Raw genomic sequence first — 24,932 nt, 5'->3', positions numbered from 1 at the left:
CAGGTCGGGGCCGGGCACCTAGAAGGTGCCCGGCCCCGATTTCGTTCCCTTCCCGCACCCTGTTCGCTCAGAGTGAACAGGCCTACTCCTTGCCCCAGTTCACCGGCGGAGGCTGTTCACTCCCGTGGTCGGCGTGCCGCGGGGGATGGGCCGCGTAGCCGAGCACGAAGACGTCCTCGGCGCCGTCCAGCACGCCGCCCGACGGGTCGTCCTCACCGGAGCGGCGTACGACATCGCGGTCGGGCATCCAGATATCGCGCACGATGACGGCACACAGGTACAGGGTGCCCACGAGGTGGGCGACGATGGCCAGTTGGTAGCCGTCGGTCGGCAGGCCCTGGTGCTTGTCGCCGCTGGTCGTGTAGGCGAGGTACAGCCAGATCCCCAGGAAGTACCCGACCTCGCAGGCCTGCCAGATCAGGAAGTCCCGCCACTTGGGCCGTGCCAGCGCGGCGAGCGGGATCAGCCACAGGACGTACTGAGGCGAGTAGACCTTGTTGGTGAGGATGAAGGCGGCGACCACCAGGAAGGCCAGCTGCGCGAAGCGCGGACGGCGCGGCGCGGTCAGCGTGAGGGCCGCGACACCGAGGCAGGCCAGCACCATGAGCGCCGTGGCCAGGGTGTTGACGACATCGGTGTCCAGCGGCGTGTCCTTGTGCTGGGAGATGATCAGCCAGAAGGAGCCGAAGTCGACACCACGCTCCTGGCTGAACGTGTAGAACTTCGCCCAGCCCTCGGGCGCGAGGAGCATCACCGGCAGGTTCACCACCAGCCACGAGACGGCCGCGCCGACCGTCGCGATGCCGAACGCCCGCCACTTCCCGGCCCGCCAGCACAGCACGAACAGCGGCCCCAGCAGCAGGACGGGATAGAGCTTGGCGGCGGTCGCGAGCCCGAGCAGCACGCCGAAGGCGAGGGCGCGGCCGCGCGACCACATCAGCATCGCGGCCGCTGTGAGCGCCACTGCGAAGAGATCCCAGTTGATGGTGGCGGTCAGCGCGAAGGCGGGCGCCAGGGCGACCAGGAGGCCGTCCCAGGGGCGCCTGCGGTGGGTGCGGGTGACGCAGGCGGCGATGACCACGGCGCAGATCATCAGCATCCCGGCGTTGACCATCCAGTACACCTGTTCCTGGTGCTGGATGGTGCCGCTGCCCGGCGTCAGCCACGAGGCGACCTCCATGAACACACCGGTGAGGACCGGGTATTCGAGGTAGTCCATGTCGCCGGGCAACTTGTCGAAGTACGGCACGAGACCGTCGGCGAAGCCGCGCCCCTGGAAGAGGTGCGGAATGTCCGAGTAGCACGCATGTGTGTACTGGGAGCTCGCTCCGTAGAACCACGCGCCGTCGTAGCACGGGAACTTCTGCACCATGCCGAGCGCGAACATGCCGAGCATCACGAGCGCGATGACACGCACCGGGGTCCACCACGAGCGGCCGAGCAGCGCCCTTCGCCCGACGGGCCCGCCGATGAACTCGCTGCCGGCCGCCGCGACCTCGTCGTCCCTGGTCGGGCGTACCGGCTCCGGCTCCAGCCGGCTCACATGCGTCGTCTCTGCACTGGGCATGCCGCACATCCTGCCGTACGAGGCTGAGAACGCGGCGGGGCCGCCGCACCCCGAAGAGTGCGACGGCCCCCGTGTGTACGACGTCAGTTCTCGTTGATCGCGTCGTCCCAGGCGGAAGTCCGCACCACAGCGCCGTCCTTGCTGCAGGTGCCTTCGCAGACGTCGGCGCGGAAATAGACCCGCACGTTCTCAGGAAGGTCGCGGTTGCAGTCCTTCGGCGTGCCGCTCGCGCCGTCGGTCTTCTCGCAGTAGTAGCTGCCGCCACTGCCGTCCCAGTAGTACTTCACCGCTGCGCGGTGGCCGTCCTCCGAGGTGTCGTAGACGAAGAAGTGGTCTCCGTACGTCTCGAAACAGACTCGCGCGCCCGTGGTGCTCGTACAGGTCTCCGACGCGATCGCCTGCGGAACGGCTGTCAGTCCGATTCCCACCGACGCGGCCCCCACCAAGGCGATCCTGGACAACCAAGGACTTACACGCATATCAAACCCCTCCCCAAAAGGAACTCGAAACAACCCGGAAAAAGTTACAGCACCATCACGATGAACACAAAGGAAAGGTAAAGCGAGTCTCTGCGAGTAAATTTCGAGCATAGGCCAGAAAGAAGAGAAGAAGGATTAACGTGAACGTTAGATCGAAAATCGGGCGAATCGCTTTCGGCGCCCTGGCAGCCTCAGCTCTGGTCATAGCGGTACCGAACAGCGCCTATGCGCTGGACACCAAGGCGATCCTCTGGGCCGATTACAACGACCAGCAGGCACAGGCCAAGTTCGTGTCCACCGGTGACCGTCTCCACGTGCACGACTACCAGGCCGACGGGTACTCCGCGGTCGCGCGCTTCAACTACACGGGGAGCAGCACGACCTGGTACCTCTGGGACAGCACGGGGTCGCACAACGGCGGGGTCTATACAGACCTTCCCATTCCGGAATCCGGCGGCATCAGCTTCCAGGTCTGCGTCGGCTCCGCCGGATCGGGATGGGTGGGGGACAGCGACAACGTCAACCAGTGCTCCCCGTGGGTTCGGGCGGCTGCGGACGGTTCCTCCTGATCCTCACCACCTGCCCGGTCAACGACTGAGGGCTGCGCGCGGATTTCCCGTTCGGGATCCGCGCGCAGCCCTCAGTCCGTTTTTTCGAGCCGCCTATCCTGCCCCTCCGAATAGACCGCCCCCGTTTTCATTGCCTTTTGTATTCCCGGTTCCTTCGGTGGCGCTTTCCGTCGGCGACGATGTCATCCCACCGTCGGTGGTACCTCCCGAATCGGTACCTCCATTGCCCGCACCACCGTTGTCCTCACAGTTCCAGTCCCATCCACTGCACGTCTCGCTGGTGGACGGCGTGGGGCTCGTGGTCGGGGACGTGGAGGGCTCGGCCGGTTTCGTATCGGTCGGGGAAGGCGTCACCGACGGGGACGGCGTCGGGGTCGGAGTCGGGGTGCCGACGATCTCGCCGATCTTTTCGGGATCGGGGAAGTCCTTGTGGTCCACGCCCTTCAGGGCGGCCGCCATGTAGTCCTTCCAGATCTGCGCCGGAATGTCACCACCATGGATGGAGGCCACGCCACCCGTGCCGTTCATGGAAAGGAGCTTCTTGCCGTTGGACCGGGGGTCGGTACGGAACAGCGTGACGGCCGTCGAGAGCTCCGGGGTGTAGCCCACGAACCACGCCGACTTGTTCTCGTCCGTCGTACCGGTCTTGCCGGCGACGGGGAAGCCGATGTCCGCGACCTTCTCCTTGGCCGTGCCGTTCTTCACCACGTTCTGCAGGACATCGGTGACGTTGTCCGCCACCGACTTCCCCATGGCCTGGGACGGCTCCGGCTTGTCGAATCCCTGAAGCTCGCTGCCGTTCTTGTCCACGACCTTGGTCACGGAGTACGGGTCGTAGTGCGTACCGGACGTGGCGAACGACCCGTAGGCGTCGGCCATGCGGATGGCGCTCGGCGTGGACGTACCCAGCGAGAACGAGGCGTTGTTCAGGTTGCCCTGGTCGAAGCTGGACTCGAGGATGCCCGCCTTCTTGGCCAGCTCTCGCGTCTTGGCCAGACCCACGTCGATGCCGAGCTGGACGAACGGCGAGTTGACCGACTGCTCCATGGCCTTGCGCAGGGTGATGTCGCCCCACGCCTTGGTGCCCTCGTTCTTCTGCCGGAACGGCGTGCCGTCGGCCGCTCGGATGGGGTCACCGTTGCGGTCCTTGATCACGATGAGGTCGTTGCCGTTGTACAGGCTCATCGGCGAGATCGGCTTCCCGTCCGACTTGTACGTGCCGTACTCCATCGCCGAGGCCAGCACGAAGGGCTTCCAGGTGGAGCCGACGGGCACACCCGCGGTGTTGGCGTTGTTCGTGTAGTGGTCCTTGTCGTACCCCGCACCGCCGTACAGCGCCACGATCCTGCCGGTGTTCGGATCCACCGAACCGGCGCCGAACTGAACGTACTTGTCCTTGGCGCGATTCTTGGGATCCAGGAAGCTGTCCTCGGTGGCCTTGACCGCCTTCTGCAGCTCTTCGACCTTCTTCTTGTTGAAGGTCGTGTAGATCTTGTAGCCGCCCATCTCCAGGGCCTCGGGCGAGATCTTGCTGTTCTTGGTGACGTAATCCTTGGCGATGTCCACCAGGTAACCGGTCTGGCCCGAGAGAGCGGACTTCTGCTTCTTGATCTCCGGGAAGCCCTTCAGGCTGCTGCGATCGGCCTGAGACATGTTCCCGACCTCGACCTCACGGTCGGCGATCCACTTCCACCGCGACTCGGCACGCGCCTTGTTGGCAGCCGGCGTCGCGATCTCGCCGATGCCACCGTCGGGGTTGTAGAGGTTCGGGCCCTTCAGCACCGAAGCGAGGAAAATGCTCTGCTCGGGCGTGAGTTTGCTGGACTCAGTGTCGAAGTAGGCCCGCGCGGCAGCCTGGATGCCGTAGGCGTTGCGACCGAAGTACGCGGTGTTGAGGTACCCCTTGAGGATGTCGTCCTTGTCGACCGTGGCGCCGACCTTCACCGAGATGAAGAGCTCCTTGGCCTTACGGGAGATCGACTGGGACTGGTCATCCAGCATCGCGTTCTTCACGTACTGCTGGGTGATGGTCGAGCCGCCCTGCGTCTGACCGCCACGCGCCATGTTGAACATCGCGCGCGCGATACCCATCGGGTCGACGCCGGAGTCGTCGTAGAACGAGGCGTTCTCCGCCGAGATCACGGCATTCCGCATGGACTTCGGAATCTCGTCCATCGGCACGATCTGGCGGTTCTGCTTGCCCCCTGTCGCGGCCATCTGCGTGTTGTCGTCCCAGTAGAAGACGTTCGACTGGGCCTGGGCAGCCTGTGCCTCGATCGGCACGGACACGACCAACAGGCCGATGCCGAACGCTCCGATCCCCAGAAGTACGAAGCCGAAGCACGTACCGACGACCTGCTTCCACGACGGCACGAACCGAGCCGGCCCGTGCTTGCCCGCGCGCGGGTAGTCGATGAACCTCTTCTTCTGCGGGCGCCCTGAGCCGCGGCCCCTGCCGCGCCCCGGGCCGTTCGGGCCGCCGCCACCACGGCGTCCCCCTCCGCCGGTGCCACCGTGGCCGGTGCCACCGCTCTCGGACGCCCTGCGCCTGCTCCCGCTGCCGCGCTGGGCAGCCCGGCGTGCTTCCGCACGGCCTCCCCAGGGACGGTCGTCGTCGCCCTGGCCGCCGTACGAGCCCGAGGAACTCGGGGGCTCGTCGGAACCAGAAGGCGACGCGGTGCTGCCGCGCGGTGCCGCACGGCGGCCCGACGGTTCTGCTGACGCTCCGCGACGGGCCGCGGCGCGTCCGCCGCCCTGCGGCTGCGGCGGTTTGCGACGGTGCTCGCTCATCGAACGATTACTCCTCGGGCAGGCGCGGCCAAGCGCGCCTGGAAACGGCGTCTGGTTTCCGGTCCCCCCGAAGTACGGATGCGCCCCTTACGGCACTCACCCGCACTGCACCCAGGACAACGACGCCCCCAGGCGTCACTCGGTTCCCGGTGGTCTGCATGGCGGACAGACTACGCACCGTCAAAACCCTCCGAGGGTCGAAGTTCACCCCAAATCAGGCAAGTTGCTTCCTGAGAATTGGTGATGTGACGCCGTTCACCGTGATCCCTCTTGTCGCAGTCGTCGCGTCGTTCTATCGTGCTGATGTATCGAGTCGATACATCAGCACGACATAAAGAGTCGATACATGGGCCCGCGACAGTGAGGAGGCGACGATGAGCCGGCGCTCCGGCATCCTCGAGTTCGCCGTACTCGGACTGCTCCGCGAATCACCGATGCACGGCTATGAGCTGCGCAAACGACTCAATACTTCGCTGGGGGTCTTCCGCGCCTTCAGCTACGGGACGCTGTACCCCTGCCTCAAGACGCTGGTCGCGAGCGGCTGGTTGATCGAGGAACCGGGTGCTGTCGGCCCCGCCGACGCCCCTGCTCCACTCACAGGGCGTCGCGCCAAGATCGTCTATCGGTTGACGGCGGAAGGTAAGGAGCACTTCGAGGACCTCCTCTCGCAGACCGGGCCCGACGCCTACGAGGACGAGCATTTCGCCGCGCGATTCGCCTTTTTCGGGCAGACATCACGCGACGTACGCATGCGCGTCCTCGAAGGCCGTCGCAGCCGGCTGGAGGAGCGCCTCGAAAAGATGCGCCTCTCCTTCGCCCGCACCCGGGAGCGCCTGGACGACTACACGCTCGAGCTGCAGCGACACGGCATGGAGTCCGTGGAGCGCGAAGTGCGCTGGCTGAACGAGCTCATCGAGAGCGAGCGCGCGGGCCGCGACCAGCGAAGGCCGGGCCCGGGGGACGCAGCTCAGCAGGACACATCTGGAGAGACGGGCGGCCTGCCCCGGAACCGGGACAGCACCCGGCCGGATCCGTCCGACGACACCGCCACGTGAAGTCCGCTCAGGACTTCACCAGTACACACAGGGAGCAACCGGAATGGGTTCGGTTCGCGTAGCCATCGTCGGCGTGGGCAACTGCGCCGCCTCGCTGGTGCAGGGCGTCGAGTTCTACAAGGACGCTGACCCGGAGACCAAGGTCCCCGGCCTCATGCACGTCCAGTTCGGCGACTACCACGTCGGCGACGTCGAGTTCGTCGCCGCGTTCGACGTCGACGCGAAGAAGGTCGGCCTCGACCTCGCGGACGCCATCGGCGCCTCCGAGAACAACACCATCAAGATCTGCGACGTCCCGAATTCGGGCGTCCAGGTCCAGCGTGGCCACACGCTCGACGGTCTGGGCAAGTACTACCGCGAGACGATCGAGGAGTCCGACGAGGCCCCGGCCGACATCGTCCAGATCCTCAAGGACAAGCAGGTCGACGTTCTCGTCTGCTACCTGCCCGTGGGTTCCGAGGACGCGGCGAAGTTCTACGCCCAGTGCGCCATCGACGCCAAGGTCGCGTTCGTCAACGCCCTTCCGGTCTTCATCGCCGGCACCAAGGAGTGGGCGGACAAGTTCACCGAGGCGGGCGTCCCGATCGTCGGTGACGACATCAAGTCGCAGGTCGGCGCGACCATCACGCACCGTGTGATGGCGAAGCTGTTCGAGGACCGCGGTGTCCGTCTTGAGCGCACCATGCAGCTCAACGTCGGCGGCAACATGGACTTCAAGAACATGCTCGAGCGTGACCGCCTCGAGTCGAAGAAGATCTCGAAGACGCAGGCCGTCACCTCGCAGATCCGCGACCGCGAGCTGGGCGAGAAGAACGTCCACATCGGCCCGTCCGACTACGTCGCGTGGCTCGACGACCGCAAGTGGGCGTACGTCCGCCTCGAGGGCCGTGCCTTCGGTGAGGTCCCGCTGAACCTGGAGTACAAGCTCGAGGTCTGGGACTCCCCGAACTCCGCGGGTGTCATCATCGACGCCGTACGCGCCGCGAAGATCGCCAAGGACCGCGGCATCGGCGGTCCGATCCTCTCCGCGTCCTCGTACTTCATGAAGTCCCCGCCGGTGCAGTACTTCGACGACGAGGCCTACGAGAACGTCGAGAAGTTCATCAAGGGCGAAGTCGAGCGCTGACCTTCCCCCTGGGAGCTTGTTTCACGTGAAACATGCCCTGCCCGAGGGTTGTCGAGGCCCCTGGATCGCACACATCGTGCGTCCGGGGGCCTTACCCGTATGTGAAGCTGTGCCCCATGGCTGTCGTCCGTGACCTGCGCGTCCTACTGCGCCTGCGCGACTTCCGGCGCCTGCTCGCGCTGCGCCTGCTCTCCCAGGGCGCGGACGGCGTCTACCAGATCGCGCTTGCCACGTACGTCGTGTTCTCCCCGGAGAAGCAGACCTCACCCACCGCGATCGCCTCGGCCATGGCCGTTCTGCTGCTGCCGTACTCCCTCGTCGGCCCCTTCGCGGGCGTCCTGCTCGACCGCTGGCGCCGACGTCAGGTCTTCCTCTACGGCAACCTCCTGCGGGTACTGCTGGCCTCCGCGACGGCCGCCCTCATGCTCAGCGGCGCACCGGACTGGCTCTTCTACGCTTCCGCGCTCAGCGTCACCGCGGTCAACCGCTTCGTGCTGGCCGGGCTTTCGGCCGCACTGCCGCGCGTCGTCGACGCCGACCGCCTCGTCGTGGCCAACTCGCTCTCCCCGACAGCCGGAACGCTCGCCGCGACCCTCGGCGGCGGCCTCGCCTTCGCCGTACGACTGGTGGGGTCGGATTCGGACGCGGCAGTCGTTCTGCTCGGTGCGGCCCTCTATCTCTGCGCCGCGCTCGCCTCTCTCCGCATGGACGTACAACTCCTCGGACCGGAACAGGCGTTGGTGCAACCACGCCTCGGTGCCGCCCTCGCCGGCACCGCACGGGATCTTCTCGGCGGTGTCCGCCACCTCACGTCCCGACGGCCCGCGGCGCGCGCCCTGGCCGCGATAACGGTGATGCGGTTCTGCTACGGCACCCTGCTCGTCATGGTGCTCATGCTGTGCCGCTACGCCTGGTCGTCCACCGAGTCCGAAGGTCTGGCCCTGCTGGGCCTTGCCGTGGGTGTTTCCGGGGCGGGGTTCTTCGTCGCGGCCGTCGTGACACCCGCGGCCGCCGGGCGCTTCGGGGCGGGCGGCTGGATCGCGGTCTGCGCCGGCGCGGCAGCCGTCCTCGAGCTCGCGCTCGGCCTCCCCTTCGAGCCCGCCCCCACTTTGGTGGCCGCTTTCGTCCTGGGGTTCACCACACAGGGAGCGAAGATCGCCGCCGACACGGTGGTGCAGTCGTCGGTGGACGACGGCTTCCGCGGCCGGGTCTTCTCCGTCTATGACGTGCTGTTCAACATCTCGTTCGTCGGCGCGGCCGGCGTGGCGGCACTGATGCTGCCGCCCGACGGCCGCTCCGTTCCCCTGGTCGTGCTCGTTGCGGCTCTCTACGGAGGGGTCACGCTCGCCATGGCCCGCGCCGGTACGCGGGTGAAGAACCCGGCCTGAAGCAAATACTCAGCGCACGGGGCGTTGTTTCACGTGAAACAACGCCCCCACACACACCTCGGGGCTCTGTTTCACGTGAAACAGAGCCCCGAGGTGTCACTCGCATCTCAGTCCTGCGGGCGCTCCGCCCACCACTCCTTGAGGGCCGACACCGCCGCGTCCTGCTCCATCGGACCGTTCTCCAGACGCAGCTCCAGCAAGAACTTGTAGGCCTGACCGATCGCCGGGCCCGGCCCCACACCCAGGATCTCCATGATCTGGTTGCCGTCGAGGTCCGGGCGGATCGAGTCCAGCTCTTCCTGTTCCTGCAGCCGGGCGACGCGCTCCTCAAGGCCGTCGTAGGCACGGGACAGGGAAGCCGCCTTGCGCTTGTTGCGCGTCGTGCAGTCCGAGCGGGTCAGCTTGTGCAGCCGCTCCAGGAGCGGTCCGGCGTCCCGTACGTACCGACGTACGGCGGAATCCGTCCACTCGCCGGTGCCGTAGCCGTGGAACCGCAGGTGCAGTTCGACGAGGCGCGAGACGTCCTTCACGAGCTCGTTGGAGTACTTGAGCGCGGTCATGCGCTTCTTCGTCATCTTGGCGCCGACCACCTCGTGATGGTGGAAGGAGACGCGGCCGTCCGACTCGAAACGGCGCGTGCGCGGCTTGCCGATGTCGTGCAGCAGAGCCGCGAGGCGCAGCGTCAGATCGGGCCCGTCGGTCTCCAGCGCCATGGCCTGCTCGAGCACGATCAGCGTGTGGTCGTAGACGTCCTTGTGCCGGTGGTGCTCGTCCCGCTCCAGACGCAGGGCGGGCAGCTCGGGCAGGACGTGATCGGCCAGGCCGGTGTCGACGAGGAGGGTCAGGCCCTTGCGCGGGTGCGCCGAGAGGATCAGTTTGTTCAGCTCGTCCCGGACGCGCTCCGCGGAGACGATCTCGATACGGCCCGACATCGCCTTCATCGCGGCGACGACCCCGGGGTCCACCTCGAAGTCGAGCTGAGCGGCGAAGCGCGCCGCCCGCATCATCCGCAGCGGGTCGTCGGAGAAGGAGTCCTCGGGCTTGCCCGGCGTGCGCAGGACGCGCGCCGCCAGGTCCTCGAGGCCCCCGTGCGGGTCGATGAAGTCCTTCTCCGGGAGCGCGACGGCCATCGCGTTCACGGTGAAGTCGCGGCGGACGAGGTCTTCTTCAATGGACTTGCCGTACGACACCTCGGGCTTGCGCGAGGTGCGGTCGTACGCCTCGGAGCGGTACGTGGTGACCTCGACCTGGAAGCTCTGCTCGACGTCACCGACGCGGGCGTTCTTCTGGCAGCCGACGGTACCGAAGGCGATCCCGACCTCCCACACCGCGTCGGCCCACGGCCGGACGATCTTCAGTACGTCCTCGGGACGGGCATCGGTGGTGAAGTCCAGGTCGTTGCCGAGCCGGCCGAGCAGTGCGTCCCTGACCGACCCGCCGACCAGGGCAAGGGAGAACCCGGCCTCCTGAAATCGGCGGGCGAGGTCGTCCGCGACAGGCGAGACCCGCAGCAGCTCGCTGACCGCGAGTCGCTGCACCTGGCTCAGGGCACTGGGGTTGTCTTCATTGGCGTTCGGCACAACAGGACAGGGTACGTGGCCCCGAGCGCTCGGACCGAACCGTTTCCCGGGGCCGCGGCACGACCGTGGAAGCCGCCCCCTACCCTGGCTCCACGATCTTGTGGAACGGACCGTGGCACCAAGCCACAGTGCTCCTCGTTACCATGCGTGGACACATCTGCGACCACTGACGACGACGAGGGACGGACGAACGCGTGGCCGAGGCGGCAGACTTCCCAGGGATGAGTCCCTCACCTGCCCGCCGTCTGCTGCGGCGCACCGGCGCACTGCTCGCCGCGGCGCCGCTCCTGGCCGCGCTGCCCCTGCTGCCCGGTGCCGCCCCCGCGTCGGCGGACACCCCCATGACGACGGCCGCCGCGAACGCGACCGGCACGAAAACGGTCGACGTGGCGGTGAATCAGCTCTCACCCGTCGCGCCGACAGCTCAGGACACCCTCACCGTCACCGGCACGATCACCAACAACGGCAGGCAGGCCGTCACCGACGCCCACGTGGGGCTGCGGGTCGGCACCTCCTACGGCGGACGCTCGGAGATCGACGACGCCGCGAAGAACGGCTCCGGCGGCTCTCCCGACGGCACGGAGGTCGCGAGCAAGTACGCCCAGAAGGTCGCGAAGCTGGCGCCCGGCGCCACACAGGACTTCGCCCTGTCGGTGCCGGTCAAGGAACTGCATCTCGGCGCCGACGGCGTCTACCAGATCAGCGCCGCCCTCATGGGACAGACAGCCGCGCAGCCGTACGACCAGACGCTCGGCATCCAGCGGACCTTCCTGCCCTGGCAGCCCGCCGCAGCGAGCACCAGGACCAGGACCACCGCGCTGTGGCCGCTGATCTCCGAGACCCACCTCACCGCAGAGACGGGTACGAACGAGCAGCAGACGCCCGTCTTCAACGACGACAGCCTGGCCCGGCAGATCCGGCCGGGCGGCCGTCTCCAGCAGATGCTGGCGCTCGGCGACGACCTAGACGTCACCTGGGTGATCGACCCCGACCTGCTGGCCTCGGTCGACGCGATGACAGAGGCGTACAAGATCAAGGGCGCGAACGGGAAGTTCACGTCCGGCAAGGACCAGGCGATCGCCAAGGAGTGGCTGAGCGACCTTCAGACGGCCGTTCAGGGCCGGAAGGTGGTCACGCTGCCCTTCGCCGATCCGGATCTCGCGTCCCTCGCGCACAGCGGCACGAAGGTCACCGGGTCGCTCGGGCACCTCAAGGACGCCACGGACGCCGCCGTGTCGACCGTGGACACGATTCTTCACGTGAAGGCCGACACGTCCTACGCGTGGCCCGCCGAGGGCGCTGTGGACCCGGACATCGTCAAGGTCGCCACCTCCGCCGGCGCCGACAAGATCATCGCGCGCAGTGACACCTTCCCGGAGACCGGCAATCTCGCGTACACGCCGTCCGCCGCGCGTCCCATCGGCGGCGGAGCGACGGCCGTGGTCGCCGACGCCCGGCTGTCGACCGCTTTCCAGGGCGACATGGCACGCGCCGAAAACTCCACGCTCGCCGTGCAGGAGTTCCTCGCCCAGAGCCTGATGCTCACCAAGCAGACGGCCAAGCAGCGCAGCGTCGTCGTGGCCCCGCAGCGGATGCCCACGACCAGCCAGGCCCACTCGATGGCTCAGGCGCTGCACGCTCTGCAGGACGGCACCTGGACGCAGCCCCAGAGCTTGTCGGCCGCCACCAAGGCGAAGCCCGATCCGGGCGCGACCACGCGCGTCCCGTCCACCCGGGCCTACCCGAAGTCACTGCGCAAGCAGGAACTGTCCGGCGAGGCGTTCGAGCAGATCCAGGGCACCCAGAGCGACCTCGAGAACTTCAAGGTCGTCCTCACCGACCAGTCCCGGGTGGTGACACCGTTCGGTCGCGCGATGGACCGGGAGATGTCCGCGTCGTGGCGGAGCAGGACCGGAACCTCCGCGTCGTTCCGTGACGGCGTCTCGACGTACCTCTCCGACATCACCAGTCAGGTCGCACTGATCGAGAAGTCCGGGGTGCGGCTCTCAGGACGCAGCGCCACCATCCCTGTGTCCGTACAGAACAACCTGTGGCAGGACGTCGACCACCTGGTGCTGCGCCTCACGTCGGACAACGGCACCCGCCTCAAGATCGGCGACGGCGTCTCCGAGGACAAGGCGGTGAAGATCGCCAGCGGGCACAGCCAGTCGGTGAAGTTCACCACCACGGCCAAGGCGACGGGACCGATCACCGTCTATGCCCAGCTGTACACCGAGGACAACCAGCCCTACGGCGAGAAGATCGCCTTCCAGGTCGACGCCACCGAGATCACGCCGACCGTGATGCTCGTCATCGGCGGCGGTGTCCTGTTGCTGGTCCTGGCCGGGTTCCGGATGTACACCCATCGCAAGCGCACCGCGGCCGCCCAGCAGCAGGACGACGAACCGCAGGACGACGACGCGGCGGCGCAGAGCGAGCCGGAGGACCCGTCGGCTCCCACCGCGCGGGCGGACGTTCCGCAGCAGCCGAGTGACCCGATGGCTGACACCGCTTCGGAAAGCGCGGCCCCGTCGGGCCCGGGTGAGAGAGTGGACCGTTGAGCGATGTCGTGGCCGGTGGGCCGGGGACGATGAGGTGGGGTAACCATGAACGCGCCGTACGACGGTGACCGTGGACAGGGCTCGGGTGGCTCCGCCTCGGGCGATGGCCACCCGTACGCCGGCCCGCACGGGGCAGGCGGGCAGGTCCCGCCTCCCCAGCCCGCCCCCGACGCGTATCCGCAGGACGCGTACCTCCAGGACGCCTACGACCAGGATCCGTACCGGGCGCACGACCTCGCCGCCCAGGACCCGGTGACCGAGGCGCTGTACGACCGGGCCGCGCACCCACCGCCGCCCCCGGGCGCCTATCAGGCACCGCAGCCCCTGTACGCGCCGCCGCCCACTAACCAGTACCAGCCCGACCCTCGAGTGTGGGCGCAGACGCCCGCGCCGGAGCCGGAGGGCCCTACCCAGTACCTGCCCTACGGCGACGACGCGCGGACGACCCAGTTCGTCGGCGTCGACGACCTGGTGACGCAGGCCGGCGAGGAGCGTCACGAACCGGACGCCTTCGCCCACCTCTTCCGTGACCAGCAGCCTGGCTACAGCGGAGGCCGTACATCGACCGAACCACCGGTCGACGACCCGACCCGAGTTCTCGGCCAGGTACCGCCGCCCCCGCCGCCCATCGCGGCACCGGCCCCTGCCCCCGCGAAGGGCGGCCGCGCGTCCAGCCTGATGAAGTCGAGCGCGGTAATGGCAGCGGGCACGCTGGTCTCCCGCCTCACCGGCTTCGTCCGCACCATGGTGATCACCGCGGCGCTGGGCGCCGGACTCCTCGGGGACACCTGGACCGTCGCGTACACGCTGCCGACGATGATCTACATCCTGACCGTCGGCGGCGGTCTGAACTCGGTGTTCGTGCCGCAGCTCGTCCGCGCCATGAAGGACGACGACGACGGCGGCGAGGCCTACGCCAACCGCCTCCTCACGCTCGTGATGGTCGCTCTGGCAGTGATCGTCACGGTCGTCGTGGTCGCGGCACCGGTGCTGATCAACCTGATGTCGGACACGGTCTCCAGCAACCCGGCCGCCAACAGCGTCGGCGTCACCTTCGCCCGCTACTGCCTGCCCACCATCTTCTTCATGGGTGTGCACGTGGTCATGGGGCAGATCCTGAACGCCCGCGGGAAGTTCGGCGCGATGATGTGGACCCCGGTCCTCAACAACATCGTCATGATCTTCACGTTCGGCATGTTCATCTGGGTCTACGGCACAGCCGCCGAGACCAAGATGGGCGTGACGACCATCCCGCCGGACGCCGTCCGCCTCCTCGGGATCGGCACCCTGCTCGGCCTGACGGTGCAGGCGCTGGCGATGATCCCGTACCTGCGCGAAACCGGCTTCCGCTTCCGTCTCCGCTTCGACTGGAGGGGCCACGGCCTCGGCAAGGCCGTGAAGCTCGCCAAGTGGACCGTGCTGTTCGTCCTCGCCAACCAGGCCGGCGTCATCGTCGTCACCCAGCTCGCCACCGCGGCCGGTGCGGCGACCGACGTCAAGGGCACCGGCATCATGGGCTACTCGAACGCCCAGCTGATCTGGGGCATGCCGCAGGCCATCATCACCGTCTCCGTCATGGCCGCCATGCTGCCGCGCATCGCACGCGCCGCCCACGACGGCGACCCGGGCGCGGTCCGGGACGACATCTCCTCGGGCCTGCGCACCTCGGCCGTGGCGATCGTCCCGGTGGCCTTCATGTTCGTCGCGCTCGGCGTCCCGATGTGCACCCTGCTGTTCGGCTCCAGCGGCACCGGAGCCGCCCAGTCCATGGGCTACATCCTCATGGCGTTCGGCCTGGGCCTCATCCCGTTCTCCGTGCAGTACGTGGTGCTGCGCGGCTTCTACGCGTACGAGGACACCCGGACGCCCTTCTACAACACGGTCATCGTCGCGGCCGTCAACGCCGCCGCCTCGGCGCTGTGCTACGTGATCCTGCCCGCCCGCTGGGCGGTCGTCGGCATGGCCTTCTCGTACGGTCTCGCGTACGCGATCGGTGTCGGTGTCGCGTGGCAGCGGCTGCGCAAGCGGCTCGGCGGCGACCTGGACGGCGCGAACGTCGTCCGTACGTACGCCCGCCTCTGCCTCGCTGCACTACCTGCCGCGATCATCGGCGGCGGAATCGGGTACGCGCTCACGGAAGCGCTCGGCCACGGAGCAGTCGGATCGATCGCAGCGCTGGTCGTCGGCGGTGCGGCACTGCTGGGGACCTTCTACGTAGCAGCCCGCAAAATGCGGATCGAGGAGCTGAATTCGATGGTTGGTATGGTCCGCGGTCGACTCGGTCGCTGACTCGGGCGACATCGCGCACAACCATCGGCGACCACCGCGTGTCGTGCATAGCGCAGGACTGTGGGCACAATTGGTTTTGGCGTCGGAGTGATTGCAACGGATGGGGAGGCAGGAACGACGGTGGCGGAACGGAGCACGGCTGCCGTCGACGTGGCCGACAACGGCGGTGATGAACCGCTGACCGCCAAGGCGGAGCAGGCCACGGCCGACGGGGTGGCCACGATCGCGGAACGAGAGACCACTGCACGGGAGGAGCCCGCGGACACCGCGGAGACGGGGACACATGTGAGCCCCACCACGACCTCACCTCCCGAGCTGCACAGCGGACACAAGCTCGCCAGACGCTACCGACTCGAAGAATGCGTCACTCGTCTGGACGGTTTCAGCAGCTGGCGTGCGGTCGACGAGAAGCTTCGCCGAGCCGTCGGCGTCCACCTGCTGCCCGCCGACCACCCGCGGGCCCGCTCGGTCCTGGCAGCGGCCCGCTCGTCGGCGCTGCTCGGCGACCCGCGATTCGTACAGGTCCTGGACGCGGTCGAGGAGAACGATCTCGTCTATGTCGTGCACGAGTGGCTGCCCGACGCCACCGAGCTGACGGCACTGCTCGCTGCGAGTTCCCTTGAGGCGCACGACGCGTACCAAATGGTCAGCCAGATCTCCTACGCCATGGCCGCCGCGCACCGCGAAGGCCTCGCCCATCTACGGCTCACCCCCAGCGCCGTGCTGCGCACCTCCACCGGGCAGTGGCGCATCCGCGGCCTCGCCGTGAACGCCGCGCTGCGAGGCATCACCTCCGATACCCCGCAGCGCACCGACACCGAGGCCATCGGCGCGCTCCTCTATGCCGTGCTGACCCAGCGCTGGCCGTACGAGAACGACGCGTACGGCCTGTCCGGACTGCCCAAGGGCGTGGGCCTCATCGCCCCCGACCAGGTGCGGGCCGGCGTTCACCGTGGTCTCTCGGAGCTCGCCATGCGCGCGCTCGCCAACGACGGGGCGACGGCGTCCCGCCAGGAACCCCCGTGCACCACACCGGAGGACCTGGTGAAGGCCATCGGCGAGATGCCCAAGATCCGTCCGCCGGAGCCCGCGTTCACCGCACCGCCGGAGTACCAGCGGACCACGTACCAACAGGGGACGTACGGACGTCCTGCCGCCCCCGGCGTCACTCAGCCCGTAGCCACGCCGCCGCCCCCGCTGCAGAGCCGTACCGGAAAAGCCCTCAAGTGGGCCGTGTCGGCACTGCTGATCGCTGCGCTGGGCCTTGGCAGTTGGCAGCTGGCCGACGCGCTCATGAACCAAGGGGGCGACTCGGACGAGACGAAGCAGACACAGACGACGGACGGCGACGACGACGGCAAGAGCCCGACGAAGCCGCCGGGTACGTCCATCGCCATCAGCGGAGCACACGACTTCGACCCGTTCGGTGACAACTCCGAGAAGCCGGCGGACATAGGCAAGGCGTACGACAGCGACCCGGCTTCGTACTGGCAGACGGACTTCTACAAAGGCGCCGAGTTCGGAAACCTCAAGCCGGGCCTGGGGATAGTGCTCGATCTGGGGAAGGTGCAGGAGGTCGGGAAGGTGCAGGTCTCTTTCATGGGAGACACCTCCGTCGAACTCCGTGCCGTCACAACCAATGACAGTTCGCAGCCCACGTCCTTCAGCGCGTACCAAAAGTTCGCGGAGGGATCGGGCACGAGCGTCACGCTCAAACCGGACAAGACCGTGAAGTCCCGGTACCTTCTGGTCTGGCTGACCAAACTGCCCCTGACTGAGGACGGCACCTACCGCGGACGCGTGAAGGACATCAAGGTCACGAGCTGAACCAGGCACAGATGGCCGTGGGGAGCCGCGCTCGGCGCGGCTCCCCACGGCCATCTTCATGTATGTGGCTCGCCGTCCCTCAGGCATGGTGTTCCAGCCGCTTTCCTGCCGCGGACACCTTTTCCTTTTCGCGGGGCAGCCGCTCAACGCGCACATAAGATCCACAACCAGCAGACAGCTGATCTCCATCGGCCCTCCTTCCTGGGACGTCCTGCTGCCCGTCCGGCCGGATCGCCGTCCTACCTTCCTCCGGACGCTCCGCCCCAGGCCCGATCTATGGCATTCTGGCGAACGGTCTACGAGTTGGGGTCACGAGCCACCTCCCCTACGGCCTCCGGGGGACACGCATGGACAGCCGGTCAACCCAATCCGAGCTCTCGGATCATGAGCTCCTGAGCCGTCACGTCGCGGGGGACAAGGACGCATTCGGCGAGATCGTGCGGCGGCACCGGGACCGCCTCTGGGCCGTGGCCCTGAGGACCCTGGGAGACCGGGAGGAAGCCGCAGACGCGGTGCAGGACGCCTTGGTGTCCGCCTACCGTGCCGCGCACACCTTCCGCGGCCAGTCCGCCGTGACGACCTGGCTGCATCGCATCACGGTCAACGCGTGCCTGGACCGGGCCCGCAAAACGGCCTCCCGGAAGACGTCGCCTGTGGACGACACCGAGCGCCTCGATCAGCTGCTGGAGCCGCACGAGTCCGCCGCCGCTCCAGCAGAGCGCAACGACCTCCATCGGGAACTCCTCCAAGCCCTGGGATCACTGCCGTCCGATCAACGGGCCGCACTCGTCCTCGTCGATATGCAGGGTTACCCGGTGGCGGAGGCCGCCCGGATCCTCGACGTACCCACCGGCACCGTCAAAAGCCGTTGTGCCCGCGGCAGAGCAAGGCTCCTCCCTCTCGTGACGCACCTCCGGACGGAGAACGGTGGCCGGGAAGGTGGCGAGAACCCGCCCCCAGGAAGGAACCGGACGCAGGGGACATCCGTCCCACCGGCAGCGGGACCTCGGGACGAGGCAGGACCACATGATTCGGCTGCGGTGAAGGGCGGAGGTGGGCGAGCGTGACATCCACGACCGACACGGCGGAGCACCCGGAGGTCACCGAGATCTCCGACCTCGCTGAAGGGCTGCTGCCCGCGTCCCGCACGTCCGACGTCCGAAGGCATCTCGACAACTGTGTGCTGTGCGCCGATGTCTACGCCTCCATGGAGGAGATCCGCGGCATGCTCGGCACCCTGCCGGGGCCGCCGCGCATGCCCGAGGACATCGCCGGGCGCATAGATGCGGCGCTGGCCGCCGAAGCGCTCCTGGACAGCCTCGTCCCGGGCGGAACGGAAGAAGGTACGAGGGAAACAAGCGATCCCGTTTCACGTGAAACATCGGTCGTCGACGCTCCCGAACCCGAACCGAACCCGCATTCCGTGGACCGCCCGGCAGGGCACCCACGAGGCGCCGCCGGCCCAGGACGCAAGCCCCGCACGGCACGCCGTCGTACAAGCGCAGCACTCGGAGCGGTCCTGACAGCGGCCGCCCTCGGCGTGGGTGCCCTGCTTCTGCAGCAGAACGGCGGCGGTGCTCCGACTGCGAGGGAAAGCAGCGCCGCTGACACCTTCGCCGACAGCTCGCTGGACGCGAAGGTGTCTGAACTGCTCGGCACGGGCGGCGAACCCTCTGCACCTCCCTCTTCGGACGAGCCGTCCTTCGGCACGCAGGACAGCGGCCCCATGACGCCGCAGACGGTCGGGCCGATGCCGAAGCTGGCCACCACGGTCCCGGCCTGCGTCCAACTCGGAACCCATCGCAACGAGGATCCTCTGGCTGCGGAGAAGGGCACGTACGAGGGAAAGAGCGTCTACCTCGTCGTGCTGCCCCACAAGACCGATCCCGCTCATCGTGTCACGGCCTTCATCGTGGACTCCGCGTGCGTGAAGCAGGCGACCTCCGCGGGCAAGCTGCTCTACACCCACGACTACGACCGCGGCTGAGGGTGGTCGGGCGCACTCCTGACGTGCGCCCGACCACGTCGGGAATGCACGCCCCGTAGGATCCGTTGGGTGGGGTGAGAGTCCTGAGAAGAGACTCCCCCGGCAGTACGCAGCAGTCCCGCAGAGACGAGGAATCAAGCCGTGAGCGACGTCCGAAACGTGATCATCATCGGCTCCGGGCCCGCCGGCTACACGGCGGCGCTCTACACCGCGCGCGCGTCGCTGAAGCCGCTCGTGTTCGAGGGCGCAGTCACCGCCGGTGGCGCGCTGATGAACACGACCGAGGTGGAGAACTTCCCCGGCTTCCAGGACGGCATCATGGGCCCCGAGCTCATGGACAACATGCGCGGCCAGGCCGAGCGCTTCGGCGCCGAGCTCGTGCCCGACGACATCGTGAACGTCGACCTGTCCGGTGAGATCAAGACCGTGACGGACACCGCCGGCACCGTGCACCGCGCGAAGGCCGTCATCGTCACCACCGGCTCCCAGCACCGCAAGCTCGGCCTGCCCAACGAGGACGCGCTGTCCGGCCGCGGAGTCTCCTGGTGCGCGACCTGCGACGGGTTCTTCTTCAAGGATCAGGACATCGCCGTGATCGGTGGTGGCGACACCGCGATGGAGGAGGCGACCTTCCTCTCGCGCTTCGCCAAGTCCGTGACGATCGTGCACCGCCGCGACACCCTGCGCGCCTCCAAGGCGATGCAGGAGCGCGCCATCGCCGACCCGAAGATCAAGTTCGTCTGGGACAGCGAGGTCGCCGAGATCAAGGGCGCCCCGAAGCTCGCCGGCCTGACGCTGCGCAACCTCAAGACGGGGGAGACGTCCGAGCTGCCGGTGACCGGACTGTTCATCGCGATCGGGCACGACCCGCGCACGGAGCTCTTCAAGGGGCAGCTCGACCTGGATGACGAGGGCTATCTGAAGGTGCAGGCCCCGTCGACCCACACGAACCTGACCGGAGTCTTCGGCGCCGGTGACGTCGTGGACCACACCTACCGCCAGGCGATCACGGCGGCCGGCACCGGCTGCTCCGCCGCTCTCGACGCCGAGCGCTTCCTGGCCGCGCTCGCCGACGGCGAAGCCGCCGAGCCCGAGAAGACGCCGACCGCCAGCGTCTGAACCGAACTTTCACTTCCGCAACCCCCCAAGAAATGAGGAGCCCGCTGTGGCCGGCAACCTGAAGAACGTGACGGACGCCTCCTTTGACGAGGATGTCCTGAAGAACGACAAGCCCGTCCTGGTCGACTTCTGGGCCGCCTGGTGCGGACCGTGCCGTCAGATCGCGCCGTCGCTCGAGGCCATCGCGGCCGAGTACGGCGACAAGATCGAGATCGTCAAGCTGAACATCGACGAGAACCCGGGCATCGCCGCCAAGTACGGTGTCATGTCGATCCCGACCCTGAACGTCTACCAGGGTGGCGAGGTCGCCAAGACCATCGTCGGTGCCAAGCCCAAGGCCGCGATCGTGCGTGACCTCGAGGACTTCATCGCCGAGTAATCTCGTCGACGCCGTTTCACGAACGGCAGATGCTGTTTCACGTGAAACACGAAGGGCCGACCCAGAGCGGGTCGGCCCTTCGGCGTCAGTGGGTGCCTACAGCGGACGCAGTGCGGGCTCCTTCTGTACCGCGCCCAACAACCGGTCCAGAGCCATTTCGACATCCTCTTTCCAGGAGAGCGCCGTCCGCAGATCCAGGCGCAACCTCGGGTACGAAGGATGAGGCCGGACCGTTTTGAAGCCCACGGACAACAGGTGATCTGCTGGAAGCAGGCAGGCAGGCTCTTTCCATCGGGCATCACCGAAGGCCTCGATCGCCTTGAAGCCGCGCCGCAGCAAGTCCTTGGCGACGGTCTGCACGATGACTCTGCCGAGCCCCTGGCCCTGATAGCCCGGCATGATCCAGGCGGTCATCAACTGAACAGCATCGGGGGACACCGGGCTGGTGGGGAATGCGGTGGCCCGCGGAACGTACGCGGGCGGCGCGTAGAGCACGAACCCGACCGGGACGTCATCGACGTAGACAACGCGACCGCATGAGCCCCACTCCAGCAGGACGCCCGAGATCCACGCTTCCTTCTCCAGCTCCGGAGTGCCCGCTCTTACCGCGGCCTGACCGCTGACTGGGTCGAGCTCCCAGAAGACACACGACCGGCAACGCTTGGGAAGGTCCGGAAGGTTGTCCAGTGTGAGCGGTACGAGCCGACGCCCCATGAAGGCAGATCCTCGCTTCCTTCCCCCGCAGCGACGCGGGCGGCTGTCAGTGTGCCCCGCTCCCTGAGCAGGCCGCCGACGAATCCGCCAACCGCGCCCAGTCCGAGACCTGCGGTCAGCAGTCCCGTGCGACTCACCGATCGCATGACCCCCGCCTCCCCTGTGAGGTGCTGTCGGGTGAATGCGCTCTTCCCGGTCGCATCGTAACCATGATGCGATTCCATCGATACCGTAAGAAAGCAAAGAGCGGGCCGTGTTCCGGTACACACCGGACACGGCCCGCTTCCTTCTTGCGCGAAGGAGGTCAGTCCTGCTCGTCGCCCTCGTCCGCCTCGGGCAGACCGTTCTGAAGAACCGGTCCTTCACCCGGGGCCAGCGTGCCCAGGATGCGCTCCAGATCGTCCATCGACGCGAACTCGACGACGATCTTGCCCTTCTTCTGCCCCAGGTCGACCTTCACCCGCGTCTCGAACCGGTCCGAGAGCCTCGTGGCGAGGACATTCAGTGCCGGAGACACGCGCGCGCCTGCCCTCGGCCCCTTCGCTCTCGCCGTGCTCGTGGGCCGCGACCCCATGAGGGTCACGATCTCCTCGACGGCGCGCACCGAGAGCCCCTCAGCCACGATGCGGTGGGCGAGCCGGTCCTGCTCCTCGGAGTCGTCGACGGACAGCAGCGCACGGGCATGACCGGCCGACAGGACACCTGCAGCGACCCGCCGCTGCACCGCCGGGGAGAGCTTCAGCAGACGCAGGGTGTTGGACACCTGCGGGCGGGACCGGCCGATGCGGTCCGCCAGCTGGTCGTGCGTGCAGTTGAAGTCCTTGAGCAACTGGTCGTAGGCGGCAGCCTCTTCCAGCGGGTTCAGCTGCGCACGGTGCAGGTTCTCCAGGAGCGCGTCGAGAAGGAGCTTCTCGTCGTCCGTGGCCCGCACGATGGCAGGAATCCGCTCGAGCCCCGCTTCCCGGCAGGCCCTCCAACGGCGCTCGCCCATGATGAGCTCGTAGCGCCCGGACCCTACCTGCCGTACGACGACAGGCTGCAGCAGGCCGACTTCCTTGATGGACGTGATGAGTTCGGCGAGGGCATCCTCGTCGAACACATCACGCGGCTGCCGGGGGTTGGGCGTGATGGCATCGATCGGCAGCTCGGCGAAGTACGCCCCCGCAGGACTCTCGAAGCCGTCCACCGTATTGCTGGTCGTCTCTTCGGATTCCCGCGGTACAGGCGCCTGCGGAAGCGATGCCACCTTCGCGGCCGCCACCCCGCGCTCCGCTGTCAGCATCGGCACAGCGGCGGAAGAAGCCGAGGCTCCTCCTGCCGGGGCGTTCGACGCCGTCTTCTCTGGCGTGGGGGCAGCCGGAATCAGCGCACCGAGACCACGGCCCAGTCCCCTCCGTCGCTCGCTCACTGAATACCCTCCGGCGTGCTCTGCTGGTCAAGTTGAGTGCCCACGTGGGCATGCTGGGCGTCGTAGTGGATCCCGACCCCGCGCAGCGCCATCTCGCGCGCCGCTTCGAGGTAGGAGAGTGCACCACTCGACCCTGGATCGTAGGTCAGCACCGTCTGCCCGTAGCTCGGCGCCTCCGAGATGCGCACCGAGCGAGGAATGCTCGTCCGCAGCACCTCCTCGCCGAAGTGGCTACGGACCTCATCTGCCACCTGGGAAGCCAGCCGCGTGCGCCCGTCGTACATCGTCAACAGGATCGTCGAGACGTGCAGGGTGGGATTGAGGTGTCCACGCACGAGATCCACGTTGCGCAGGAGCTGGCCGAGCCCCTCCAGCGCGTAGTACTCGCACTGGATCGGGATCAGCACCTCGGCCCCGGCGACAAGGGCGTTGACCGTCAGGAGACCGAGCGACGGCGGGCAGTCGATCAGGATGTAGTCCAGCGGCTGCTCGTACGCCTGGATGGCTCGCTGCAGTCGGCTCTCCCGGGCGACGAGAGAGACCAGCTCGATCTCCGCGCCGGCGAGATCGATGGTGGCCGGAGCGCAGAAGAGGCCTTCGACGTCACCGACGGGCTGGACCACTTCTGAGAGTGGTCTGCTCTCGACCAGGACGTCGTAGATCGAGGGCACGTCGGCGTGGTGGTCGATACCCAGAGCCGTAGAGGCGTTCCCCTGTGGATCCAGATCGATGACCAGGACGCGTGCGCCATGCAGCGCGAGCGAGGCCGCAAGGTTGACCGTCGTCGTGGTCTTACCGACCCCGCCCTTCTGGTTGGCCACCACCATGACGCGGGTCTGCTCCGGGCGTGGCAGGCCTTCGCCCGCACGGCCAAGAGCTTCCACTGCCAGTTGGGCAGCGCGACCGATGGGTGTGTCGTCCATCGGGGGCGGTGTTTCACGTGAAACATCCTCCCCCGCCGACTCGGTGCGGGGACCGGGGACCGGATCGGTCATCGGTCCCGCGATGTTGGCGTCGGACCGCAAGGATTCACTCTCCTCGACTTCAGGCTCGCAATGAACAGAGCCTCCCATGTCTTCGGGGTCGAGAACCAGCGAGGCCCGGTCTTCTGTGGATGGATCCCCCGGTGTGGACAACTCCGTGCCCGGTTTGAGGGATCCGAAAGGTCTACGGTCGCGGGGGGCGGCCGCTGTGCGGCCGCGACTGATGATGCCATGCAGCAGTGAGCGACGTTTCACGTGAAACACGATGCACCGCAGCCGGGCGCAGTCTCGCGCGACACCCCGACATGCGTACGTTTGACAGGTTTTGTGGAGTACCGCTGGTCGTCAGGACGGATCAGCGGTACACATCACCACACCGCCTCAGCGATCAACGCCTACGCCGGGTGCGGCCCGTGCGAGCCGCCTTGGCGCGCTTGGCGGCGAAACGCACGCCGCCCGGGCTCTCGCCGACCTCCACCCGCACCACAGTGGACAGTGGGTCGACCGCGCCCTCACCAACATGCAGCACCGAGGTCTGCACCGCGCCGAGCTTGCTCAGCGCCGCGCCGGCGCCCTTGAGTTCTTCCTCAGCCGTATCGCCCTTGAGGGCCAGCATCTCCCCGTACGGCCGAAGCAGTGGAACACCCCACGCGGCGAGCCGGTCCAGCGGGGCCACGGCCCGCGCCGTGACGACATGGACGGGCGTCAGCTTGCCGAGAACTTCCTCGGCGCGACCGCGCACCACCGTCACATGGTCGAGCCCGAGCAGCTCGACCACCTCGGTCAGGAACGTCGTACGGCGCAGCAGCGGCTCAAGGAGCGTGATCTTGAGGTCCGGCCGGACCAGCGCCAGCGGGATGCCCGGCAGCCCGGCACCCGAACCGACGTCGCACACGGTGACGCCTTCCGGAACCACTTCGGAGAGCACAGCGCAGTTGAGAATGTGCCGCTCCCACAGACGCGGCACCTCGCGAGGCCCGATGAGGCCGCGCTGCACCCCCGCGTCGGCGAGAAGCTCCGCGTACCGGACGGCATCCGCATAGCGCTCGCCGAATACCGCCCGGGCCTGCTCCGGAGCCGGGGGGAGTTCTGCTGCCTCCGTCACGGGGAC

At 67.6% G+C, this 24,932-nt stretch carries 19 protein-coding genes; 11 read left to right on the top strand and 8 right to left on the bottom strand.

The window, feature by feature from the left end; translation table 11 throughout:
* Positions 1-82: 82 nt before the first annotated feature.
* Complete coding sequence (locus AB0J02_RS07045; RefSeq protein ID WP_363192536.1) at positions 83-1,576, bottom strand: glycosyltransferase 87 family protein; 1,494 nt, start codon at positions 1,574-1,576, stop codon at positions 83-85.
* 74 nt (positions 1,577-1,650) lie between these two features.
* Positions 1,651-1,995: a hypothetical protein gene (locus AB0J02_RS07040; protein ID WP_363192535.1), complete on the bottom strand. Its 345-nt coding sequence runs from the start codon at positions 1,993-1,995 to the stop codon at positions 1,651-1,653.
* 191 nt (positions 1,996-2,186) lie between these two features.
* Here AB0J02_RS07040 and AB0J02_RS07035 point away from each other — a divergent pair, with 191 nt between their 5' ends.
* Positions 2,187-2,615, top strand: coding sequence for a hypothetical protein (locus tag AB0J02_RS07035; protein WP_363192534.1), 429 nt, complete (start codon positions 2,187-2,189; stop codon positions 2,613-2,615).
* 93 nt (positions 2,616-2,708) lie between these two features.
* Here the strand turns inward: AB0J02_RS07035 and AB0J02_RS07030 are convergent, their stop codons facing one another.
* Positions 2,709-5,405, bottom strand: a complete 2,697-nt coding sequence (locus tag AB0J02_RS07030) for a transglycosylase domain-containing protein (protein ID WP_363192533.1) — start codon at positions 5,403-5,405, stop codon at positions 2,709-2,711.
* A 374-nt stretch (positions 5,406-5,779) separates the two neighbouring features.
* Between AB0J02_RS07030 and AB0J02_RS07025 the strand changes: the two genes are divergently transcribed.
* The 3 genes from AB0J02_RS07025 to AB0J02_RS07015 all read left to right on the top strand — a co-directional run bounded on the left by AB0J02_RS07025 (position 5,780) and on the right by AB0J02_RS07015 (position 8,974).
* The gene (locus tag AB0J02_RS07025; RefSeq protein WP_363192532.1) at positions 5,780-6,460 is read left to right on the top strand and encodes a helix-turn-helix transcriptional regulator; all 681 of its coding nucleotides are present in this window, start codon (positions 5,780-5,782) and stop codon (positions 6,458-6,460) included.
* A gap of 43 nt (positions 6,461-6,503) precedes the next feature.
* Complete coding sequence (locus tag AB0J02_RS07020) at positions 6,504-7,586, top strand: inositol-3-phosphate synthase (RefSeq protein ID WP_363192531.1); 1,083 nt, start codon at positions 6,504-6,506, stop codon at positions 7,584-7,586.
* A gap of 116 nt (positions 7,587-7,702) precedes the next feature.
* Positions 7,703-8,974 (top strand): MFS transporter, encoded by a 1,272-nt coding sequence (locus tag AB0J02_RS07015; protein ID WP_363192530.1) that lies wholly within the window; start codon positions 7,703-7,705, stop codon positions 8,972-8,974.
* A gap of 107 nt (positions 8,975-9,081) precedes the next feature.
* Here the strand turns inward: AB0J02_RS07015 and AB0J02_RS07010 are convergent, their stop codons facing one another.
* Entirely contained in the window at positions 9,082-10,554 is a 1,473-nt protein-coding gene (locus tag AB0J02_RS07010) for a CCA tRNA nucleotidyltransferase (RefSeq protein WP_363192529.1), read from the bottom strand.
* 221 nt (positions 10,555-10,775) lie between these two features.
* On the opposite strand from AB0J02_RS07010, the gene AB0J02_RS07005 reads away from it, so the two are divergent.
* From AB0J02_RS07005 to trxA, 7 genes are all read left to right on the top strand, one after another.
* On the top strand, positions 10,776-13,115 hold the full coding sequence (locus AB0J02_RS07005) for a DUF6049 family protein (protein WP_363192528.1): 2,340 nt from the start codon (positions 10,776-10,778) through the stop codon (positions 13,113-13,115).
* A gap of 45 nt (positions 13,116-13,160) precedes the next feature.
* Positions 13,161-15,404: a murein biosynthesis integral membrane protein MurJ gene (gene murJ / locus AB0J02_RS07000; protein WP_363192527.1), complete on the top strand. Its 2,244-nt coding sequence runs from the start codon at positions 13,161-13,163 to the stop codon at positions 15,402-15,404.
* Between the two features lie 120 nt (positions 15,405-15,524).
* The gene (locus AB0J02_RS06995; protein WP_363192526.1) at positions 15,525-17,231 is read left to right on the top strand and encodes a serine/threonine protein kinase; all 1,707 of its coding nucleotides are present in this window, start codon (positions 15,525-15,527) and stop codon (positions 17,229-17,231) included.
* Between the two features lie 347 nt (positions 17,232-17,578).
* Positions 17,579-18,298: an RNA polymerase sigma factor SigM gene (gene sigM, locus AB0J02_RS06990; RefSeq protein WP_363192525.1), complete on the top strand. Its 720-nt coding sequence runs from the start codon at positions 17,579-17,581 to the stop codon at positions 18,296-18,298.
* Positions 18,295-19,218, top strand: coding sequence for a hypothetical protein (locus AB0J02_RS06985; protein WP_363192524.1), 924 nt, complete (start codon positions 18,295-18,297; stop codon positions 19,216-19,218). The genes sigM and AB0J02_RS06985 overlap by 4 nt, the downstream gene beginning before the upstream one ends.
* 141 nt (positions 19,219-19,359) lie before the next feature.
* A complete protein-coding gene (gene trxB, locus AB0J02_RS06980; RefSeq protein WP_363192523.1) occupies positions 19,360-20,337 on the top strand; it encodes a thioredoxin-disulfide reductase in 978 nt (325 codons plus the stop codon).
* A 46-nt stretch (positions 20,338-20,383) separates the two neighbouring features.
* The gene (trxA, locus tag AB0J02_RS06975) at positions 20,384-20,716 is read left to right on the top strand and encodes a thioredoxin (protein WP_363192522.1); all 333 of its coding nucleotides are present in this window, start codon (positions 20,384-20,386) and stop codon (positions 20,714-20,716) included.
* Positions 20,717-20,812: 96 nt separating this feature from the next.
* Here the strand turns inward: trxA and AB0J02_RS06970 are convergent, their stop codons facing one another.
* The 4 genes from AB0J02_RS06970 to rsmG form a co-directional block, all read right to left on the bottom strand.
* Positions 20,813-21,430: a GNAT family N-acetyltransferase gene (locus AB0J02_RS06970; RefSeq protein ID WP_363192521.1), complete on the bottom strand. Its 618-nt coding sequence runs from the start codon at positions 21,428-21,430 to the stop codon at positions 20,813-20,815.
* A 304-nt stretch (positions 21,431-21,734) separates the two neighbouring features.
* Positions 21,735-22,838, bottom strand: coding sequence for a ParB/RepB/Spo0J family partition protein (locus tag AB0J02_RS06965; RefSeq protein ID WP_363192520.1), 1,104 nt, complete (start codon positions 22,836-22,838; stop codon positions 21,735-21,737).
* The gene (locus AB0J02_RS06960) at positions 22,835-23,911 is read right to left on the bottom strand and encodes a ParA family protein (RefSeq protein ID WP_363192628.1); all 1,077 of its coding nucleotides are present in this window, start codon (positions 23,909-23,911) and stop codon (positions 22,835-22,837) included. Before AB0J02_RS06960 ends, AB0J02_RS06965 begins: the two co-directional genes overlap by 4 nt.
* Positions 23,912-24,209: 298 nt before the next feature.
* Positions 24,210-24,926, bottom strand: coding sequence for a 16S rRNA (guanine(527)-N(7))-methyltransferase RsmG (gene rsmG, locus AB0J02_RS06955; protein WP_363192519.1), 717 nt, complete (start codon positions 24,924-24,926; stop codon positions 24,210-24,212).
* Positions 24,927-24,932: the final 6 nt, after the last annotated feature.

The sequence above is a fragment of the Streptomyces sp. NPDC050264 genome, assembly GCF_040655895.1.
Taxonomy (GTDB): Bacteria; Actinomycetota; Actinomycetes; order Streptomycetales; family Streptomycetaceae; genus Streptomyces.
This window is presented reverse-complemented; position numbering and strand designations above follow the sequence as displayed.

What these genes read in the sequence shown, in the direction of transcription:
- sigM (WP_363192525.1), top strand. Translation starts at nt 17,579, where the DNA reads ATGGACAGCCGGTCAACCCAATCCGAGCTCTCGGATCATGAGCTCCTG.
- AB0J02_RS06970 (WP_363192521.1), bottom strand. Translation starts at nt 21,430, where the DNA reads ATGGGGCGTCGGCTCGTACCGCTCACACTGGACAACCTTCCGGACCTT.
- AB0J02_RS07005 (WP_363192528.1), top strand. Translation starts at nt 10,776, where the DNA reads ATGAGTCCCTCACCTGCCCGCCGTCTGCTGCGGCGCACCGGCGCACTG.
- AB0J02_RS07020 (WP_363192531.1), top strand. Translation starts at nt 6,504, where the DNA reads ATGGGTTCGGTTCGCGTAGCCATCGTCGGCGTGGGCAACTGCGCCGCC.
- AB0J02_RS06960 (WP_363192628.1), bottom strand. Translation starts at nt 23,911, where the DNA reads ATGGGAGGCTCTGTTCATTGCGAGCCTGAAGTCGAGGAGAGTGAATCC.
- murJ (WP_363192527.1), top strand. Translation starts at nt 13,161, where the DNA reads ATGAACGCGCCGTACGACGGTGACCGTGGACAGGGCTCGGGTGGCTCC.
- AB0J02_RS07045 (WP_363192536.1), bottom strand. Translation starts at nt 1,576, where the DNA reads ATGTGCGGCATGCCCAGTGCAGAGACGACGCATGTGAGCCGGCTGGAG.
- AB0J02_RS07025 (WP_363192532.1), top strand. Translation starts at nt 5,780, where the DNA reads ATGAGCCGGCGCTCCGGCATCCTCGAGTTCGCCGTACTCGGACTGCTC.
- AB0J02_RS07030 (WP_363192533.1), bottom strand. Translation starts at nt 5,405, where the DNA reads ATGAGCGAGCACCGTCGCAAACCGCCGCAGCCGCAGGGCGGCGGACGC.
- AB0J02_RS07015 (WP_363192530.1), top strand. Translation starts at nt 7,703, where the DNA reads ATGGCTGTCGTCCGTGACCTGCGCGTCCTACTGCGCCTGCGCGACTTC.